General features: G+C 65.4%; 14 protein-coding genes. 10 read left to right on the top strand and 4 right to left on the bottom strand.

Annotated elements, in window-relative coordinates; genetic code table 11:
• Nucleotides 1-50 precede the first annotated feature (50 nt).
• Nucleotides 51-2,621 carry an ATP-dependent helicase gene (locus BOH68_RS04450; protein ID WP_077373154.1) on the top strand — a complete coding sequence of 857 codons (2,571 nt, stop codon included), beginning with the start codon at nucleotides 51-53 and terminating at the stop codon, nucleotides 2,619-2,621.
• Nucleotides 2,622-2,719: 98 nt separating this feature from the next.
• A complete protein-coding gene (locus BOH68_RS04455) occupies nucleotides 2,720-3,661 on the top strand; it encodes a sulfurtransferase (protein WP_077372106.1) in 942 nt (313 codons plus the stop codon).
• A gap of 101 nt (nucleotides 3,662-3,762) precedes the next feature.
• Here BOH68_RS04455 and BOH68_RS04460 read toward each other — a convergent pair whose 3' ends face one another.
• Nucleotides 3,763-4,998, bottom strand: a complete 1,236-nt coding sequence (locus BOH68_RS04460) for a dicarboxylate/amino acid:cation symporter (RefSeq protein WP_077372109.1) — start codon at nucleotides 4,996-4,998, stop codon at nucleotides 3,763-3,765.
• A gap of 303 nt (nucleotides 4,999-5,301) precedes the next feature.
• Entirely contained in the window at nucleotides 5,302-6,945 is a 1,644-nt protein-coding gene (locus tag BOH68_RS04465; RefSeq protein WP_077372112.1) for an electron transfer flavoprotein-ubiquinone oxidoreductase, read from the bottom strand.
• Between the two features lie 620 nt (nucleotides 6,946-7,565).
• Between BOH68_RS04465 and BOH68_RS04470 the strand changes: the two genes are divergently transcribed.
• The 8 genes from BOH68_RS04470 to BOH68_RS04505 all read left to right on the top strand — a co-directional run bounded on the left by BOH68_RS04470 (nucleotide 7,566) and on the right by BOH68_RS04505 (nucleotide 15,228).
• Nucleotides 7,566-8,318, top strand: a complete 753-nt coding sequence (locus BOH68_RS04470) for an electron transfer flavoprotein subunit beta/FixA family protein (protein WP_077372115.1) — start codon at nucleotides 7,566-7,568, stop codon at nucleotides 8,316-8,318.
• Nucleotides 8,315-9,241 (top strand): electron transfer flavoprotein subunit alpha/FixB family protein, encoded by a 927-nt coding sequence (locus BOH68_RS04475; protein WP_077372117.1) that lies wholly within the window; start codon nucleotides 8,315-8,317, stop codon nucleotides 9,239-9,241. Before BOH68_RS04470 ends, BOH68_RS04475 begins: the two co-directional genes overlap by 4 nt.
• Nucleotides 9,242-9,606: 365 nt before the next feature.
• Entirely contained in the window at nucleotides 9,607-10,473 is an 867-nt protein-coding gene (locus BOH68_RS04480) for a DUF3450 domain-containing protein (protein WP_170877342.1), read from the top strand.
• Complete coding sequence (locus BOH68_RS04485; protein WP_258038154.1) at nucleotides 10,473-11,939, top strand: MotA/TolQ/ExbB proton channel family protein; 1,467 nt, start codon at nucleotides 10,473-10,475, stop codon at nucleotides 11,937-11,939. Before BOH68_RS04480 ends, BOH68_RS04485 begins: the two co-directional genes overlap by 1 nt.
• On the top strand, nucleotides 11,932-12,567 hold the full coding sequence (locus BOH68_RS04490) for a MotA/TolQ/ExbB proton channel family protein (RefSeq protein WP_077372123.1): 636 nt from the start codon (nucleotides 11,932-11,934) through the stop codon (nucleotides 12,565-12,567). The genes BOH68_RS04485 and BOH68_RS04490 overlap by 8 nt, the downstream gene beginning before the upstream one ends.
• The gene (locus BOH68_RS04495; RefSeq protein WP_077372126.1) at nucleotides 12,560-12,958 is read left to right on the top strand and encodes an ExbD/TolR family protein; all 399 of its coding nucleotides are present in this window, start codon (nucleotides 12,560-12,562) and stop codon (nucleotides 12,956-12,958) included. The genes BOH68_RS04490 and BOH68_RS04495 overlap by 8 nt, the downstream gene beginning before the upstream one ends.
• A gap of 1 nt (nucleotide 12,959) precedes the next feature.
• Nucleotides 12,960-13,745 (top strand): energy transducer TonB, encoded by a 786-nt coding sequence (locus tag BOH68_RS04500; protein ID WP_077372129.1) that lies wholly within the window; start codon nucleotides 12,960-12,962, stop codon nucleotides 13,743-13,745.
• Between the two features lie 154 nt (nucleotides 13,746-13,899).
• Nucleotides 13,900-15,228 carry a hypothetical protein gene (locus BOH68_RS04505; RefSeq protein ID WP_077372133.1) on the top strand — a complete coding sequence of 443 codons (1,329 nt, stop codon included), beginning with the start codon at nucleotides 13,900-13,902 and terminating at the stop codon, nucleotides 15,226-15,228.
• Between the two features lie 137 nt (nucleotides 15,229-15,365).
• Here BOH68_RS04505 and xthA read toward each other — a convergent pair whose 3' ends face one another.
• Nucleotides 15,366-16,178, bottom strand: coding sequence for an exodeoxyribonuclease III (xthA, locus tag BOH68_RS04510; protein WP_077372136.1), 813 nt, complete (start codon nucleotides 16,176-16,178; stop codon nucleotides 15,366-15,368).
• Nucleotides 16,178-16,444, bottom strand: coding sequence for a hypothetical protein (locus tag BOH68_RS04515; protein WP_077372139.1), 267 nt, complete (start codon nucleotides 16,442-16,444; stop codon nucleotides 16,178-16,180). Before BOH68_RS04515 ends, xthA begins: the two co-directional genes overlap by 1 nt.
• Nucleotides 16,445-17,230 lie beyond the last annotated feature (786 nt).

Here is a 17,230-nt window from a genome sequence, read left to right on the forward strand (position 1 = left end):
CAACGACGCATGGCATCCTTGCCGTCCCTCGTCAGCCATTGCAGGTCTTCATGTCTTCTACTCTCCCGCCAGTCGCGCCTGATACCCCTGTCGAGGCCATCGGCGTCACGCCAGATGATGTCGCCACCGACGGTGCGGAACCGGTCTCGCCGCTCGCGCACGCCGTCGGCCAGCTGACGCAACGGCTGACGGATCAGCAGCGTGCCGTGGTGGCACATCGCGGACGACACGCACGGGTCGCGGCGGTGGCAGGCTCCGGCAAGACAACCACGCTGGTGGCGCGAGTGCTGAGTCTGCTGGCGGAAGGCATTCCGGCGCAGCGGATTCTGGTGCTGATGTTCAACCGCTCGGCGCGCGAGGACTTCGTCGCCAAGCTGGCGCAGTCGGCGCCACCGGGCACGCGGCTGCCGGATGTCCGCACCTTCCACTCCATCGGTCATCGCCTGACCACTACCCTGGTGCGCTGGGGGAGTCTGGCGCCGCGCGAGCTGATCCAGCAGGACTGGGCGTTGGAGCGGCTGCTCAAGCAGGCCGCCCAGCGTGCCCTGGGCGATGCCGACCGCGCCGATCGTGAGGCGGCACTGGAAGGTGAGCGTCTCGAAGCGCTTGCCCAGTTCTGTGATCTGGTCAAGGCCGAGATGTGCGAACCGACGCTGCTGTACGAGCGCATGAACCTTGGTGAGCACACCGGTCACTTCGTCGAGTCCTTCGCCCAGCTTGAGCAGCTGCTCGAGCAGCATGGCCAGATGACCTATGCCGATCTGCTCTACCGGCCGCTGCGTCAGCTGGAGAAGGAGCCGGAGATCCGTGCGCGTATCCAGGGGCATCTGCAGCACGTCATCATCGATGAGTATCAGGACATCAATGAGGCGCAGCAGCGCATGCTGGCGCTGCTGGCCGGTGCGCCGTCCACTGAGGCTTCCTCGCCGGCAGTCACCGGCGAATCATCCAGCTCCGTGGCAGAAGTCATGGCGGTCGGTGACGCCAACCAGTGCATCTATGAGTGGCGTGGCGCCCGCCCTGATTACATGCTGACGCGTTTCGCCGAGAGCTTCCCGTCCCCGCTGGACTTCCCGCTCAGCTACACCTTCCGCCACGGTCATCGTCTGGCGCTGGCGGCCAATCACGCCATCGCCGCCAATGCGCGCCGACCGGATCAGCTGTGTCTGGCTGCACCCGGCACACCGCCGACGCGGTTGTTCGAAGGGCAGGGGGCCGCCAGTCTGGTCGCGGCGCTGACCGCCTGGCGTGAGTCGGGGCGCAGCGGTGCCGAGGCTGCCGTGCTGGTGCGCAGCTGGGCGCTGTCGGTGCCGGTGCAGCTGCAGTTGCTCAAGGCCGGGATTCCCTTCCGTCTCGGGCAGGGCGATCGCTTCGTGTTCCGCCTGCCACTGGTGCAGGCGCTGGCAGGCTATCTGGAGCTTGCGCGTGATGCCACGCGGCTGCGTGACCCGACGCATCTGATGTTGCTGTTTACCCAGCCCACCGCCTTCGTCGCGCGCGAGCGCCTCGAGCGTCTGTGTCAGCAACTGGCCGACAGCCAGCGCTGGCCGCGCAAGGAAGACCCGATGCTCGAAGGGCTCAAGCCGCTGCAGCGCCGCAACCTGCACAAGCGCTGGAAGCTGTTGTGTGATCTCCCTTCGCTGGGCGACTGGGCTCCCGCGCGGCTGCTGCGGCACGTGGTCGATGAGCTGGAAGCCGACAAGGTGCTGAGACGGGCCGCGGCCCGACGGGACAAGGGCGAGGAGGACGTGCGTCTGCTGGACGTGCTGATCGAGCAGGCGGGGGAGCTTGCCAACGACCCCGAGGCCTTCGTCAACCTGCTGCGCAATCCGGTCGAGGATGCCGCCGATGGTGTGCTGATCACCACGGTCCATGGTGCCAAGGGGCTGGAATGGCCGCTGGTAGGCCTCTGGGGCATGAACGAAGAGGACTTCCCGGCCTACTCGCGCGACAACCCGCTGTCACCGGAGCGCCTCGAGGAAGAGCGACGTCTGTGCTATGTCGGCGTGACCCGTGCTCGTGAACAGCTGCATCTGTGGCGGGATGGCGGGACCCATGCGCCGAGTCGCTTCCTGGCGGAACTGTGCGTGGAGGACTGCTCCCGCCTCGGTGACTGGATTCACGGTGCGGGCAAGCGTGCCAAGCTCGCTCGCCAGCAGGCCGGTGAGGGTGACGCATCCAGTCGCGAGGCGCCCTCTGAAAGTACCGAGACCCTGCGCGTGAGCGCGCCAGCCCTTGGCGAGGCCTATCTGGCGCGCCTGCCGTTGGTACGTCATGGCATCACGCCGCCGACGCTTGAGGCCTCGCCCAGGCCCAGGGCCGAGCAACAGAGCAAGCCCGGTGGCGTAGGCAAGACCGCTGACGCCGCATCCAGCCGGCGTCAGCCTCGTTCCGGGGGCCGTCATTCCCGCACGTCATCCTCGCCTCGCAGCGAGGTGTCTGGCGTGCTGCAAAGCGTCGGTGGCTGGAAGGTGGGGCAGCGTGTCGCTCATGACACCTTTGGCGAGGGCGTGATCGAAGAGGTGTCCGGCAATGACACCAATCCGCTGGTCGAAGTGCGCTTTGCCGATGGCAGCAAGCGACGCCTGATCGCCTCGCGTGCGCCACTGTCCGCTCTGTAAGACCAGACGCCCAGGGTGGCAAGGTGCGCGATTGCCAATCATCGACGTGAGGGCCATCATGCCCTCATGGCGTCACCGTCCGCTGGAAAGGAGTTCCCATGGCCCAGTATCCCGATCCTGCCGCACTGGCGGCAGCCTCCGTCTCCACCTCATCGTTGCTGGCCCCGGACCAGCGGCAGGCACCCTTGATCGACGCCAGTCAGCTGGTGACCCAGCTGGCGATGGCAGGGCTCAAGTCCCCCGTGGTACTGGATTGCCGCGCTCGCCTCGAGGATGGCGAGGCGGGCGAGCGGATGTGGCGTGAAGGGCACCTGCCGGGGGCCATCCATGTCGATATGGAACGTGATCTTTCCGCGCCCGTGCGCGAGGACGGCGTGGGCGGTCGTCATCCACTGCCGTCGCACCAGGCGACAGCCGAGCTGTTTCGCCGTCTCGGCATCACGCCCGAGCAGCAGGTGGTGGTCTATGACGACATGGGCGGCCAGATGGCGGCGGCGCGCCTGTGGTGGATGCTGACCTGGGCCGGGCATCCGGATGTGCGTGTGCTGGATGGCGGCATCCAGGCCTGGAATCAGGTCATGGGCGAGCTCAAGCGCGCTCCCTTCCAGCCAGTGACCTCCGAGCCCAGTGACTGGCAGCCGAGCTTTGACGACAGCCTGCTGGTCACTGCCGAGGAGGTGGTGGGCAGTCAGGCGGTGCTGCTGGATGCCCGGGGTGAAGCGCGCTTTCGCGGTGAGCAGGAGCCGGTCGACCCGGTGGCCGGCCATATCCCCGGCGCCCTGTGTCGCCCGACCCCCGGCAATCTCGAGGCCAATGGTCGCTTCAAGGACCGCATGAGCCTGATGCGCGAGCTGCGCCGGACATTGCCGGATGACAGCGCCGTGATCGCCTATTGCGGTTCCGGCATCAGCGCCTGTCAGAATATCCTGGCCTTCGCGATCGCGGGACTGCCGCTGCCGCGTCTGTACGCCGGCTCCTGGAGTGACTGGATCAGTGACGCCGAACGCCCGGTCGCCACCGGCGAGGCCAGCGAAGGGTAGCATTCAGGCAAGCCCGACACGGATATTGCCGAAACGACAACGCCCGCCAGAGAAACCTCTGGCGGGCGTTGTCGTTTGTGGGGCGCGCTTTCCGTGCGCGCTCAGGCTGGCGTCTTGGGCTCCGCGGCAGGCTTGCGCGACTCGAAGCGCTCCAGCAGGGCAGCGTTGGCGCAGTTGCCCATCACGTTGAGGGCGGTGCGCAGGCCGTCGGTGAAGCGGTCGACGCCGGCGACCACGGCCACGCCCTCCAGCGGCAGGCCCGCCGCGCCCAGCACGGTGGTCATCGCGACCAGCCCGGCACCCGGCACGCCCGCCGTGGAAAAGCTGACCAGCAGACCGGTGGTGAAAACGGTGATCACCAGTGACGTCGTGACGTCGATACCGAACAGCTGCGCCACGAATAGCGCATTGAAGCCCTGCAGCACGGCGGCGCCATCACGCTTGAGCGCGGTACCGAAGGGCAGCGCGAAACTGGCCAGAGATTCCTGCATGCCGTAGTCGCGCGCATTGCCCAGCGCCAGCGGCAGGGTGGCACCGGAACTGGCGGTACCGAAGGCGAAGCCCAGGCTCTGGCCGAAGTGGCGCATGAAGGCCAGCGGGCGGGCACCGGTCACGGCCAGCAGCACCAGATAGAGCAGTGCCATCAAGGCCAGCGCGATGATCAGACCGATCACGTACATGCCCAGCCGTATCAGCAGATCCAGCCCCTGGGTGGCGATTACCGAGGTGATCAGCGCGAAGACACCAAGCGGGGCCAGCTTGAGCACGAAGGACAGTACCTTGAGGCTGACGGTGTAGCCGCTTTCGATCACGCGATGCAGCGGCGCGCTTTCTTCCGGCAGGGCACGCATCGCCAGCCCGATCAGGGCGGCTGCGAAGATGACCTGCAGCAGGCCGCCGCCACCCAGCGCCGTGAAGGGGTTGTTGGGCACCAGCCCCACCAGCCATTGGGCGATGCTGTCGGCATTGCGCCCTTCAGGCGCAGAATCCACCAGGCTCTCGGCACCGCTGCCCGGGCTGAGCCAATGAGCGACCAGCATGCCCAGCGTCAGCGCCACGGCGCTGGTGACCACGTAGCTGCCCAGTAGACGCCCGGCATGGCGGCCCACGTCGGCACCGCCTTCGCGACTGGTCAGGCTGAGGATGAGGGCACCGAAGACCATCGGTACCACCACGAACTGCAGCAGACGCAGGAAGATCTGGCCTACCGGCGTCAGCAGGTTGGCGTCGAGCCAGGCGACACTGCCCTCGGGCAAGGCACCTGCTCCGGCGTTCAGGGCAAGGCCGCTGAGGATACCCAGCCCCAGGGCGAGCAGTATCTGACGAGTGACGGACATGGTGGCTCCGAAGCAAGGGAAGTCAGGAAGAGGCGAGTCAACGCTCGGGTGCTGCGCCGTCTGACCCCGTTGGAGTGAGTGAAATCAAGGATGGCTAATGTGCTATCCATGGAAAGTTATATCAATGAAGTATTTGAGACTGTTTTGGAATAACACAAGAAGCGCCCTCGTGAGAGCGCGACATCTCCCTGCTGAAGCGGACCGCGCAGCGGTCCACGGAGCAGCTCCGTACGGGAGGCCAGAAACGACAACGCCGCCGCGGCAGGGCCACGGCGGCGTTGTCAGCTGGCGGGCAGCGATGGGTCACATGTTCGGATAGTTGGGGCCACCGCCACCTTCCGGGGCGACCCAGGTGATGTTCTGCGCCGGGTCCTTGATGTCACAGGTCTTGCAGTGCACGCAGTTCTGGAAGTTGATCTGGAACTGCGGCTCACCGGCTTCCTCGATGATCTCGTAGACCCCGGCGGGGCAGTAGCGCTGGGCCGGCTCAGCGAAGCGCGGCAGGTTGTCACGCACCGGTAGCGCCGGGTCTGCCAGACGCAGGTGACACGGCTGGTCTTCCTCGTGATTGGTGTTGGAGAGAAACACCGAGGACAGCTTGTCGAAGGACAGCTTGCCGTCCGGCTTGGGATACTCGATCTTCGTGCATTCATCCGCCGGGCGCATGCGCACGTAGTCCGGGGTGGTGTCATGCAGGGTCGGCAGTCGGCCGCCCATCAGCTGGTCGAGGAAGTTGTAGGCGCCACCGAGGAAGGTGCCGTACTTGTGCATCGCCGGGCCGAAGCTGCGCGAGGCATCCAGCTCCTCATGGGCCCAGCTGTCCTGGAAGCGCTTGCCGAAGTCGACGAGGTCCTCGCCACCTTCATCGCCGCTCTTGATGGCGGCGAACACGCTCTCCGCCGCCAGCATGCCGGACTTCATCGCGGTATGCAGGCCCTTGATCTTGGCGAAGTTGAGCGTACCGGCGTCACAGCCGATCAGCAGGCCACCCGGGAAGCTCATCTTCGGCAGGCAGTTGAGGCCACCCTTGGCGATGGCGCGTGCACCGTAGGAGACCCGCTTGCCGCCTTCGAGGTGCCGAGCCAGGGTCGGGTGCTGCTTCATGCGCTGGAATTCATCGAAGGGTGACAGCCAGGGATTGTCGTAGGCGAGATCGACGATCAGCCCGACCACCACCTGCTGGTCATCGGTGTGATAGAGGAAGAAGCCGCCTTCGGCGTTGCCCTTGAGCGGCCAGCCACTGCCGTGGACTACCAGCCCAGGCTGATGCTGCTCGGCCGGGACATCCCACAGCTCCTTGAGGCCGATGCCGTAGTGCTGGGCATCGGCGTCCTTGTCGAGAGAGAAGCGCGAGATCAGCTGCTTGCCCAGATGCCCGCGGCAGCCCTCGGCGAACAGGGTGTACTTGCCGCGCAGTTCCATGCCCGGCATGTGGCCATCCTTTTCACTGCCATCGGCGGCCACGCCCATGTCGCCGACCACGATGCCGCGCACCGTGCCATCTTCTCCGTGCAGTACTTCCTGAGCGGCGAAGCCCGGGAAGATCTCGACGCCCAGTTCCTCGGCCTGCTCCCCCAGCCAGCGGGTCAGGTTGCCGGCACTGATGATGTAGTTGCCATCGTTGTGCATGGTCTTGGGAACCAGCGCATTGGGGATGACCTGTGCCTTCTGGTCATCCTTGAGCAGCACGACTTCATCACGGGTCACGGCGGTATTGAGCGGCGCGCCGCGCTCGGCCCAGTCGGGGAAGAGTTCGGTGAGTGCGCGTGGCTCCAGCACTGCGCCTGACAGGATATGGGCGCCGACTTCAGAGCCTTTCTCGACCACGCAGACCGTCAGTTCGTGCTCCGCCTCATTGGCCTGCTGCATCAGTCGACAGGCCGCCGACAGGCCGGAAGGCCCGGCACCGACGATGACGACGTCGAAATCCATGAATTCGCGTTCCATGACCCGTCTCCTCAATCTTGATGCCCTGTATCAGGCCCCGCGGATCCGGCGGGGTGGGCGTATCACGATCAGTCGTTGCTGATCGCAGGGCTATTGATCTTCGGCGGCGCGCGTCAGGGCGGTGGCTCGCCAAAGCAAAAAACGATGCTGTGCTCGTCGTGTCGACAGTGAAGGATATGGTCCCCATCCCGTCGTGGCGAGCTGTCATGCGCAAGGCAGCCGCATAGCATGCCGCAACAGTAGCATTTAAAACGACCGTTTGTTTATTATGCTTGGGTCTGACGTAATAGCCACACGGCGTGTTGCAGGATATCGCCTGACGGGTTTCATGTCCGGGCACCCGGATGGTGGCTTTCCGGTTTGACCCCGACCCCCAATTCTGCGCAAGATGCCCCCATGAGAATGATGATCCGTTGCCATCAGGGCCGGTTGTCAACGGCCGGCGAGCAGCGTTCGCCAGCAGCAGGCAGCATGCCTTCGGGTCGTGGGATGGGGTGCCGTGACGCGGTGCTTGTCAGCACGACCTATTTTGGATGATATTCACCTATCAAACGCTTGCGTGAATCGAGCGGGGGCGCCTCGAGCAGCCTCTCGCTCCATGAGAGATCAGCGAGGACACCATGAAAGTACTCGTCGCGGTGAAACGCGTCATCGATTACAACGTCAAGATTCGCGTCAAGGCGGATCAGTCTGACGTGGATCTGACCAACGTCAAGATGGCCATGAACCCCTTCTGCGAGATTGCCGTGGAAGAAGCGGTACGCCTGAAGGAAAAAGGTGTGGCGACCGAGGTCGTGGCCGTGACCATCGGGCCGAAGGCCGCCCAGGAACAGCTGCGTACCGCGCTGGCGCTGGGGGCAGATCGTGCCGTGCAGGTGATGACCGATGATGCCGTCGACTCTCTGGCAGTGGCCAAGCTGCTGGCCAAGGTGGTCGAGGAAGAGCAGCCTGGCCTGGTGATTCTCGGCAAGCAGTCCATCGATGCCGACAACAACCAGACCGGCCAGATGCTGGCGGCGCTCACCGGCATGGGGCAGGGCACCTTCGCCTCCGAGGTGGTGGTCGATGGCGAGAGCGTCAACGTCACTCGTGAGATCGACGGGGGTCTGCAAACCGTCAAGCTCAGCCTGCCGGCGGTGGTCACCACGGACCTGCGCCTCAACGAGCCGCGCTACGCCAAGCTTCCGGACATCATGAAGGCCAAGAAGAAGCCGCTGGACGTCAAGACGCCGGAAGAGCTGGGTGTCTCCACGGCCTCGAAGGTCACGCTGGTCAAGGTGACGCCGCCGGCCGAGCGCCAGGGTGGCGTCAAGGTCGGCTCCGTCGATGAGCTGGTGGACAAACTCAAGAATGAAGCAAAGGTGATCTCATGAGCATTCTCGTCATTGCCGATCATCACGATGGCCAGCTGACAGGTACCACTGCCAGTGTGGTAGCGGCTGCCAGCGCCATCGGTGGCGATATCGATGTTCTCGTCGCGGGGGAAGGTGTCGGGAGCGTTGCCGAGCAGGCCGCGAAGCTTGCCGGCGTCAAGCGTGTGCGCGTGGCGGACAACGCGGTCTACGCCCATCAGCTGGCGGAGAATGTCTCGGCACTGGTCGTGGCGCTGGCGGACGACTACAGCCATGTGCTGTCCGGTGCTTCCACCACAGCCAAGAATTTCATGCCGCGCGTGGCAGCGCTGAAGGACGTCGCACAGATTTCCGAGATCATCGCGGTCGAGAGTGCCGATACCTTCCTGCGTCCGATCTATGCCGGCAACGCCATCGCGACCGTCAAGAGTGACGACGTCCTGAAGGTGATCACCGTGCGTGCCACCGGCTTCGACCCGGTGTCGGCTGACGGCCAGGCGGCCATCGAGGCGGTGGATGTCGTCGAGGATGCCGGTGTCTCCAGCTTCGTCAACGAGACGCTGGCCGAGAGCGAGCGTCCGGAGCTGGGTGCTGCCAAGGTGGTGATCTCCGGTGGCCGCGGCATGGGCAACGGTGAGAACTTCGCTCTGCTCGACGGCATCGCCGACAAGCTGGGCGCCGCCATCGGTGCCTCACGTGCCGCCGTGGATGCCGGTTTCGTGCCCAACGACATGCAGGTCGGCCAGACCGGCAAGATCGTTGCCCCGGACCTGTACATTGCCGTCGGCATCTCGGGTGCGATCCAGCACCTGGCGGGCATGAAGGACTCCAAGGTCATCGTCGCGATCAACAAGGATGATGAGGCGCCGATCTTCCAGGTCGCGGACTACGGTCTGGTCGGTGACCTGTTCGAGGTGCTGCCGGAGCTGGAAGGCAAGCTGTAAGGCAGTGCGCTGACCTCTCATCCGGCACCGGACACCCGGACCGGACATGAGCAGAAAACGCGACCCGCTTCGGCGGGTCGCGTTTTTTTTGTGCCCGGATCAGACATCCTCACGTCATGGCGTCTGCCTGGATGGCATCCCGAGGGCATGACATCTGACAGGCTCTGCGTGAGCGTCGGCACGCGAGGGGAAAGCCTGCAACGCGGCATTGCAGAGATGGAGGCGAGTGCGGATCGAGATCAATTGATAATTGTTCTTGTTTGTAATACCGTCCCTGCCAGTGATTTGCATTTCCACTCGCGACTCTCTGGCAGCATGGCCAGTGACCGAGGATGCAACCCAGTCTTGTTCTTCAGGAGATGTCCGTGCGGCGTTCCACTTCTTTCTCTTTCCCGAGGGCGCGCGCGTTTGGCGGCATGCTGCCCGCGCTGGCGCTGATGGTGCCTCTGTGTGCCACGAGTCTGCCGGTTCATGCACAGACGCTGCGTGACAGTGCGGCGAGTCATCAGCAGACCCAGGGGGAGTTGCAGTCGCGCATCGACGCGGCTGACGACGAGACCCGCGAATTGCTGGTGAGGCTGCGCGAGGCGCGTCAGGAAGCGGCGCGTCTGGAAAGCTATACCGCGGAACTGACCCCGCTCAATGCCGACCGTACCGCGCGAATCGAGCGTCAGCGCACGGCGCTCGAGAATCTTGAGGCCACCCGCGAGTCCTTGCCGGGCCTGCTGCGTGAGCAGGTCAATGAGCTGGAAGCGTTCATCGAGCAGGACCTGCCCTTCCTGAAGGAAGAGCGTCTGGCGCGTGTCGCACGGCTGCGCGACAACCTGTCCAACGCCAGTCTCACCAATGACGAGCGCCTCGATCAGCTGCTCAATGCCTGGCAGCAGGAGCTGAGCTACGGCCAGGGCCTGGATACCTGGCGTGCGGGGCTGATCGGTGCGGAGGACACCGAGGTGCAATATCTGCGTGTCGGCCGCGTGGGGCTTTATTACCTGACGCTGGATGGCCAGCACGGCGGGGCATGGAAGACGCAGAATGACAGCTGGCAGGTACTGGATGACAGTGCGCTGAGCGAGTTGCGCCAGGGAATCAGCATGGCGCGTGACCAGCAGGCCCCGTCACTGCTCACCTTGCCGCTGTCCGTCCCGGTGGAAAACGTGGAGCTCGACGCCTCTCGTCAGGCTGTCTCCAATGCCGCTTCGTCTACCCCGTCCGCGCAGGAGTCCAGCTGATGTCCATGATGCACAAGACATTCCCGCGACTGTCGATGTCTGGCGCGCTCAAGCGCGGGTGGCTCGGCGTGAGTCTGCTGGGCGTGCTCGGCATGAGCGCGCTGCCGGCACATGCCGTGACCGGCTCCGCGGCACAGGCACTGAGCGTCGAGCAGTTCGAACAGGCGGCCAGTCAGGCGGAAGGTCGCGATCAGACACGCCTGGAGACGTTGCTGTCGGACAGTGAAGCGCTCAAGGCGGCCGTGGCCAAGGCCGAGGCGCAACGTGACAGCCTGCGCGAGAAGCGCGAGACCCTTGAAGCCGAAGCGAAGCAGCAGCAGGCGACCCTCAGCGGCCTGGATGACGAGCGCCAGGCGCAGCAGGGTGATCTCGGCCAGGTCTTCACGGTGGCGCGCAAGCATGCGCGGGAAGTCCGTGAAGGGGTGGCCGGCAACTGGTTGCTGGCCGGTGGGCAGGCCCGACTGCCGGACCTTGGTCCGCGGGATGAAGTGCCCGGTCGTGAGCGACTCGCGGCCCTGACGGCCGACATCAGTAGCATCGCCCGCGAAAGTGGCCGTGCGCTGCGTTTCAAGGCACCGCTGGCCGGTGCCGATGGCAGCATCAAGCCACGCGAGATCGTGCGTGTCGGCGAGCAGATGGCCTTCAGTGGCGATCTGCTGCTCTCACCGTTGTCCGATGACAAGGCCGTGGATGGTGCAAGCGCACTGGAAAGTCTCGGCCTTGCCGGCAAGACGCCAGCGACCATGCGTGATCAGCTGGCGGCGTTCAATGCCGGCGATACCGATCGACTCGATTTCGATCCCACCGGGGGTGATGTCACCCGCGCCCTGTCACGTGCGCCGGGACTGACCGAGCGACTCAAGCAGGGCGGGGCGGTCGGTTACGTGATCGTCGGGCTTGGCGTGCTGGGGCTGATCATCGCGCTGATCCAGCTGGTGCGCCTGACGGCCACGCGGCGCGCGGTCAAGCGTCAGGAAGCGGATCTGACCCAGCTCAAGGATGACAACCCGCTGGGCCGCGTGCTGACCCGCTTTGAAGGCATGCGTCATGATCATGAGCCGGAAGCGCTGGAAGCGCGTCTCGATGAGGCGCTGCTCGCCGAGCAACCGAAGCTGGAACGTGGTCAGGCACTGGTCAAGCTGCTGGCGGCCATCGCGCCACTGCTGGGTCTGCTGGGCACCGTGACCGGCATGATCGGCACCTTCCAGTCGATCACCGTCTTCGGTACCGGCGATCCGAAATTGATGGCCGGCGGCATCTCCCAGGCATTGGTGACCACCGTGCTGGGTCTGATCACCGCCGTGCCGCTGCTGTTCGCGCAGACCGGTCTGTCGAGCCTGTCGAAGGGGCTGATGGGACGCCTGGAAGGGCGTGCCAGTGCGCGTCTGGCGGATCACCTCGAGCGTCGTGCGCCCGCCGCCGCGGCGACGGCCAATGCCCGCACGCGGGAAACCGAGCATGCCTGAGTCGCTGGCCTCTTCTTCCCTGTTGCCCGGTGCGCTGGCACCGGTCATGCGGCTGGTGGATAGCGGCGGGCCTCTGATCGTGGTGATCTGCCTGATCGCCATGCTGCTGTTCGGTCTGGCGCTGGAGCGCGGCCTTTACTGGCGGCTGGTGCATCGGCCGGCACGCCGCCAGTTGATCCACGACTGGGTGGCGCGCAGCGAGCACCACAGCTGGTCGGCGCTCACTCACCGCGAGGTACTGACCCGTGAGCTGCTGTCACGCCTGCGCGCGCCGTTGCCGTGGCTCAAGCTGCTGGTGATGATCTGCCCGCTGGCGGGCCTTTTGGGCACCGTGACCGGCATGATTCACGTCTTCGATTCCCTGGCGATCGCCGGTACCGGCCAGGCGCGAGCGATGGCCGATGGCGTGGCGCGTGCCACCTTGCCGACCTTGGCCGGCATGGCGGTGGCGGTGGTGGGACTGTTGTTCGTGACCCGTTTCGAGCGTGTCGTGCGTCGTGAGGACCAACGCCTGCACGACCGCCTGGCGCGCGCCGTGGATGATGCCCGCAAGGGCAAGGTACCTGGCGGCATGTCCATCGCGCCTGACTCCGATTCCTCTGATACAAGCGAGACACCGCATGCGTAGACGTCGCATGGAAGCCGCGGAAGACAGCGGCGAGATCAACCTGACGCCAATGCTGGACGTCGTCTTCATCATGCTGATCTTCTTCATCGTCACCACCAGCTTCGTCAAGGAGTCGGGGGTCGAGATCCAGCGCCCCGAGGCCTCGCATGCCACGGCGCGTCCGGATGCGGCCGTGATGGTGGCGATCACCGCCGAGGGCGCGGTGTGGGTCGATGGCAAGCCGGTGGATGCCCACCGTGTCGGGGACGCGGTGGCGGAGCTGGCCGATGGCCAACCGGTGGTGATCCAGGCGGACCGTCAATCGCGGACCGGGCTGCTGGTGGAGACGATGGATGCGCTGCGCAGTGCGGGAGTGCAGGACATCGCGGTCGCGGCATCGAAAGGCGAATGACATGACGCGACGTCTGTATGCCAATCGACTGATCGGATTGCTGGGCGGAGCCCTGCTGGCGCTGGCCCTGTTCTATGCCCTGGCACTGCTGGTGGCGCCGCCGGTGAACGATGCGCCGGCGCCTGAGCCGCTGTCGGTCTCGACCGTTCAGGCGCCTGAAGAGGCACCCGCCCCTGAAGCGGCGCCGGCAGAGGCCTTGCCGACACCACCGGCCGAGCCACCGCCGCCGCCTAAAGCGGCACCGATGCCGTCACCAGAGGTGACAAGCTCGGTGGCGATCCCTGAGGTCAAGACACCACTGCCGCCAACGCCGGAGCTGACGCTGGATGACAGCCTGCCGCCACTGGAGGTGAAGCGTCCGCCGACACCGGAGCCGAAACCGGAGCCGAAACCGGATCCGAAACCCAAGCCAACGCCGAAGCCGGCCCCGGCACCCGCCTCCCAGGCGTCAGCCCAGTCCAGTGCCCAGGCCACCGCCAGTGCTTCTCGATCGGAGGCCAGGTCGACCCCGGCACCCGCGGCGCAAGGGGGCTCGCCCCGCCCGACGCTGCGCACGGCGCCTGAGTACCCCAGTCGTGCACGCCGGCGTGGCATCGAGGGCTTCGTCGAGGTGGCCTTCGTGATTCGTCCGGATGGCAATGTCGATGGCAGTTCGCTGAGGGTGGTGCGTGCAGAGCCTTCCGGTGTCTTTGATCGCGCCGCGATGAAGGCCATCGCGCGCTGGGAGTTCCCGGCGGCCCAGACAGCGCGTCAGGCGCGTCAACGGCTTGAGTTCCAGTTGCGTTGAGGCAACCCGGGCGCATGCAAAGCGGTACCTGTCATTCATGTCTTCGCCGCGAATCTGGTGTAGAAGAGAGCTGGTGTTGCAAGCAGATGGCAGGCATGACGCCTGAGGCGTATCTGAGACGTACTTGAGTCGTGGAGCAAAGGATATCCGTACGATGTCGAACCAAGACAAGCATTCCGCCAAGCGCTCACCGCGCGGGCAGTCCACGCGACAGGCGCCTGCCGAGTCAGCGACGCCTGAAGGTCTCGGCGCTCGTCTGATGACGGCGATTCGTCGCGGCGGGCGTCGCCTGACGCGCGTGACCCTGGTCTCCACCTGTCTGATGCTGATGATGGAGGTCGGGGGCGTCGCCACCGCGAATGGGGCAATGCGCGTGTCGGCGGAGGTCGCGGGGCAGCTGCGCACGCTCCAGTCACGGTTGGAAGAGGGGGATTACGACGAGGTCGGCGAGCGTGCCGAGCGGGAAGCCCGTCAGCAACGTGGCGAGGTACGTGCGCTGTATCTGTCGTTGGCCGCCAGCGCGCGGGCAAGACAAGGGGATCAGGCCCAGGCGGCGCGTCTCTATAGCGAAGCGCGCCGGTTGCCGGGCGTCGATGCCAGTCAGGCGCGCAAGTGGCTGCGGCGCGAAGCCATGCTGAGATTGCGGGCGGGAGAGCAGGAAGCCGGTACCGCACGTCTGGCGGAGTACCTGCATGGCGGCTCGGCGAGTGCCGATGATCTGTGGCTGGCCGTCAGCCTGGAAGCCAACCGTGGCCAGTGGTCGCGGGCCGAGGACTGGCTGGAGCGCGCCAGCAGAGCGAGTGCGCCTGAAGGCGATCGCCTGAAACTTGCCGTCAGCGTCTATCAGCAGACGGGACGCCATGCTGCGGCGGTGGCACTGGTCGAGCAGGGACTTGGCGAATCGCGGGATGCGCAGGACTGGCAGCGCGCCGTGGCGCTCTATCAGCGTCTCAATCAGCAGCGGCGTGCGGCGAGTACCTGGGAAGCCGCCTGGGCGGCGGGAATCGTCAGTGGTCGCGAGGCCTATCAGCAGCGCATCGATCTGCAACTGGCCGCCGGCGCGCCGGCGCGAGCCGCGGAGTTGATCGAGGCGGGACTTTCAACGTCGGCAACCCCCGAGGGGCAGCCGTTGCTGGTAGACACGCCGGTACTGCGTCGTCAGCTGGCAGAGGCCTGGACCTCGGCGCGCGACATCGAGCACTCGCTGACGGCGTGGGCGACGGTTTCCGAGCAGAGTGGCCGTGTCGAGGATGCTCGGCAGCTGGCGGAACTGGCCTATGACTGGGGGCGCTGGGATATCGCGAGCGGTGCCCTGGCCAGTGCCGGTGAGCGCGGGGATGATTCCGCGCGTCACTGGTTGCTCAGCGGTGTGGTCGCCCGTCAGCTTGACCAGCTGGACCCCGCGCGTGAGGCCTTCAAGAAGGCGCAGGCACGCGGCGCCGAAGGGGCCGATGACTGGCTGAAGTCACTCGCGCAGCGCTGAGGCGCCCACCCCCGCGATTCCTGGCTGTCTGACCGTCAGTGCAACGCAAACGCCGCCTTTCCTGGTCGTCCTGAGACGGGGGGAAGGCGGCGTTTGCGTATCTGGCGATCGTGTTCGCGCTAGCGTTGCTCAGCGTATCAGCCGATATCGGTCCAGACGGGCGCGTGGTCCGATGGCTTTTCCATGCCACGCAGCACGTAATCGACACCGGAATCCTTGATCAGCGGGGTCAGCCCCGGGCTGGTCATGATCAGGTCGATGCGCAGGCCGCGTCTGGGCTCGCGCTCGAAGCCACGCGAGCGATAGTCGAACCAGCTGAACTGGTCATCGACTTCCGGGTGCACGTGGCGGAAGCTGTCGGTCAGGCCCCAGGCGTAGAGACGCTCCATCCACTCGCGCTCGATGGGCTGGAAGCTGGTCTTGCCTTCGCGCAGCCAGCGCTTGCGATTGGGCTCGCCGATGCCGATGTCGCGGTCAGTCGCCGAGATGTTGTAATCGCCCATCACCACCACGTGCTGATCGGGGGTGTGGTCCTCTTCCAGCAGGCGGAACAGCTGCTGATAGAAGCGCGTCTTGTAGGGAAACTTCACCGGGTGCTCGACATTCTCGCCCTGGGGGAAGTAGCCGTTGTAGACGATCAGCGGTTCGCCGTTCGGGCCGTCGATCTCGACGCCGATCATGCGCTTCTGGGCATCTTCGCTGTCATCGGGCATGCCGTAATGCACCTTCTTCGGCACCTGGCGGGTCAGCATCGCGACGCCGTAGTGGCCCTTCTGGCCGTGCCAGACCACGTGATATCCCAGTGCCTCGATGTGCGCGTGGGGGAATTCACTGTCCTGCACCTTGGTTTCCTGCAGGCCGATGACGTCCGGCTGATGCGCCTCGATCAGCGCTTCCAGCTGATGCGGACGCGCACGGATGCCATTGATGTTGAAGGACACCAGTCGCATCACGCCTTGCCTCCCTCATCATTTCCGCCCTTGTCGTCCTGCTCGGCAGGGGCGTCCGGATGCAGCGGCAGCAGCGGGGCGGCGTTCATGCGTTCCAGCTTGGCGGCTGCCTGGCTCTTGCGCTGATCCTTCTTCTTGGCCACATAGCGAGGTCCGGAATGTACCTGATCCGGATTCTCGGCGCGCCACTTCTTGAAGTCCTTGCGGCGGCCGGTGCGAATCTGCACCTTGTCGGCGATGGAGCGGCTCTTCTTTCTGCGTGTCATCTTCGGGCTTTCCTGTTCGGTGTCAGCAGTCGCCAGCCTCGGGCACACGCGCAAGTCAGGGCGTGGCGTGCGGGCAATCGCATCAGTTGGCGGGCATTCTACCAGCCTGCACGGGGCAGGTGCCATGCGCCATGTCACACGCCGCTCCCCTGATGTCTGCAGGACGCAGATGGTGATGGGAGGTTTCCCCATGCCCGGGCGGGGTCATCACGATGCCACGCAGGGGCGCGAAGATGGTCACGTGCTGGTACAATGATCCGGCATCATCGTTGTTACCCGCAGGCGCGACTCGCGACTGGCCGCAGGATCCGAAGCCTCACCCTCCACACGCATGTCTCAAGTACCCTGCCTTCGCGGCACGTTGCTTGAATGCCGTGCCGGGGGAACGGCTCTCAGGACCCGCCAGCCTCGTTGACCTGGCCTGCAACGTACCGCCCGGTCGCTCCGGCAGGAAGCGTTCAGCGTGTCCTCGCCGGGCCCAAAGAAGATGACAGAAGACAACCATTCCACCGACACGCAGTACTGGCCGCCCTTGTGGCGACCCATGAGCCTGTCGGTTCCCTGTGCGCGGCGATGACATGACCGATGCCAGGTGAGCTGACCCTCATGGCCGACGTCCGCTCCAGCCCCTGCCGAACATTCGGGCAGGGGAGATCCGGATGCGTGAATCCGTTCAGAACAGGTGAGAGCATTCGTGCATGTCTGCACCCGGGGCCTGCGTGGCCCTGGAGACGCATACCCCCGAAGGGGAGCAGACAGGCACGGGATGACTCCCAATCCGGCAAA

Source organism: Cobetia sp. MM1IDA2H-1, assembly GCF_002916775.2.
Lineage (GTDB): Bacteria > Pseudomonadota > Gammaproteobacteria > Pseudomonadales > Halomonadaceae > Cobetia > Cobetia marina.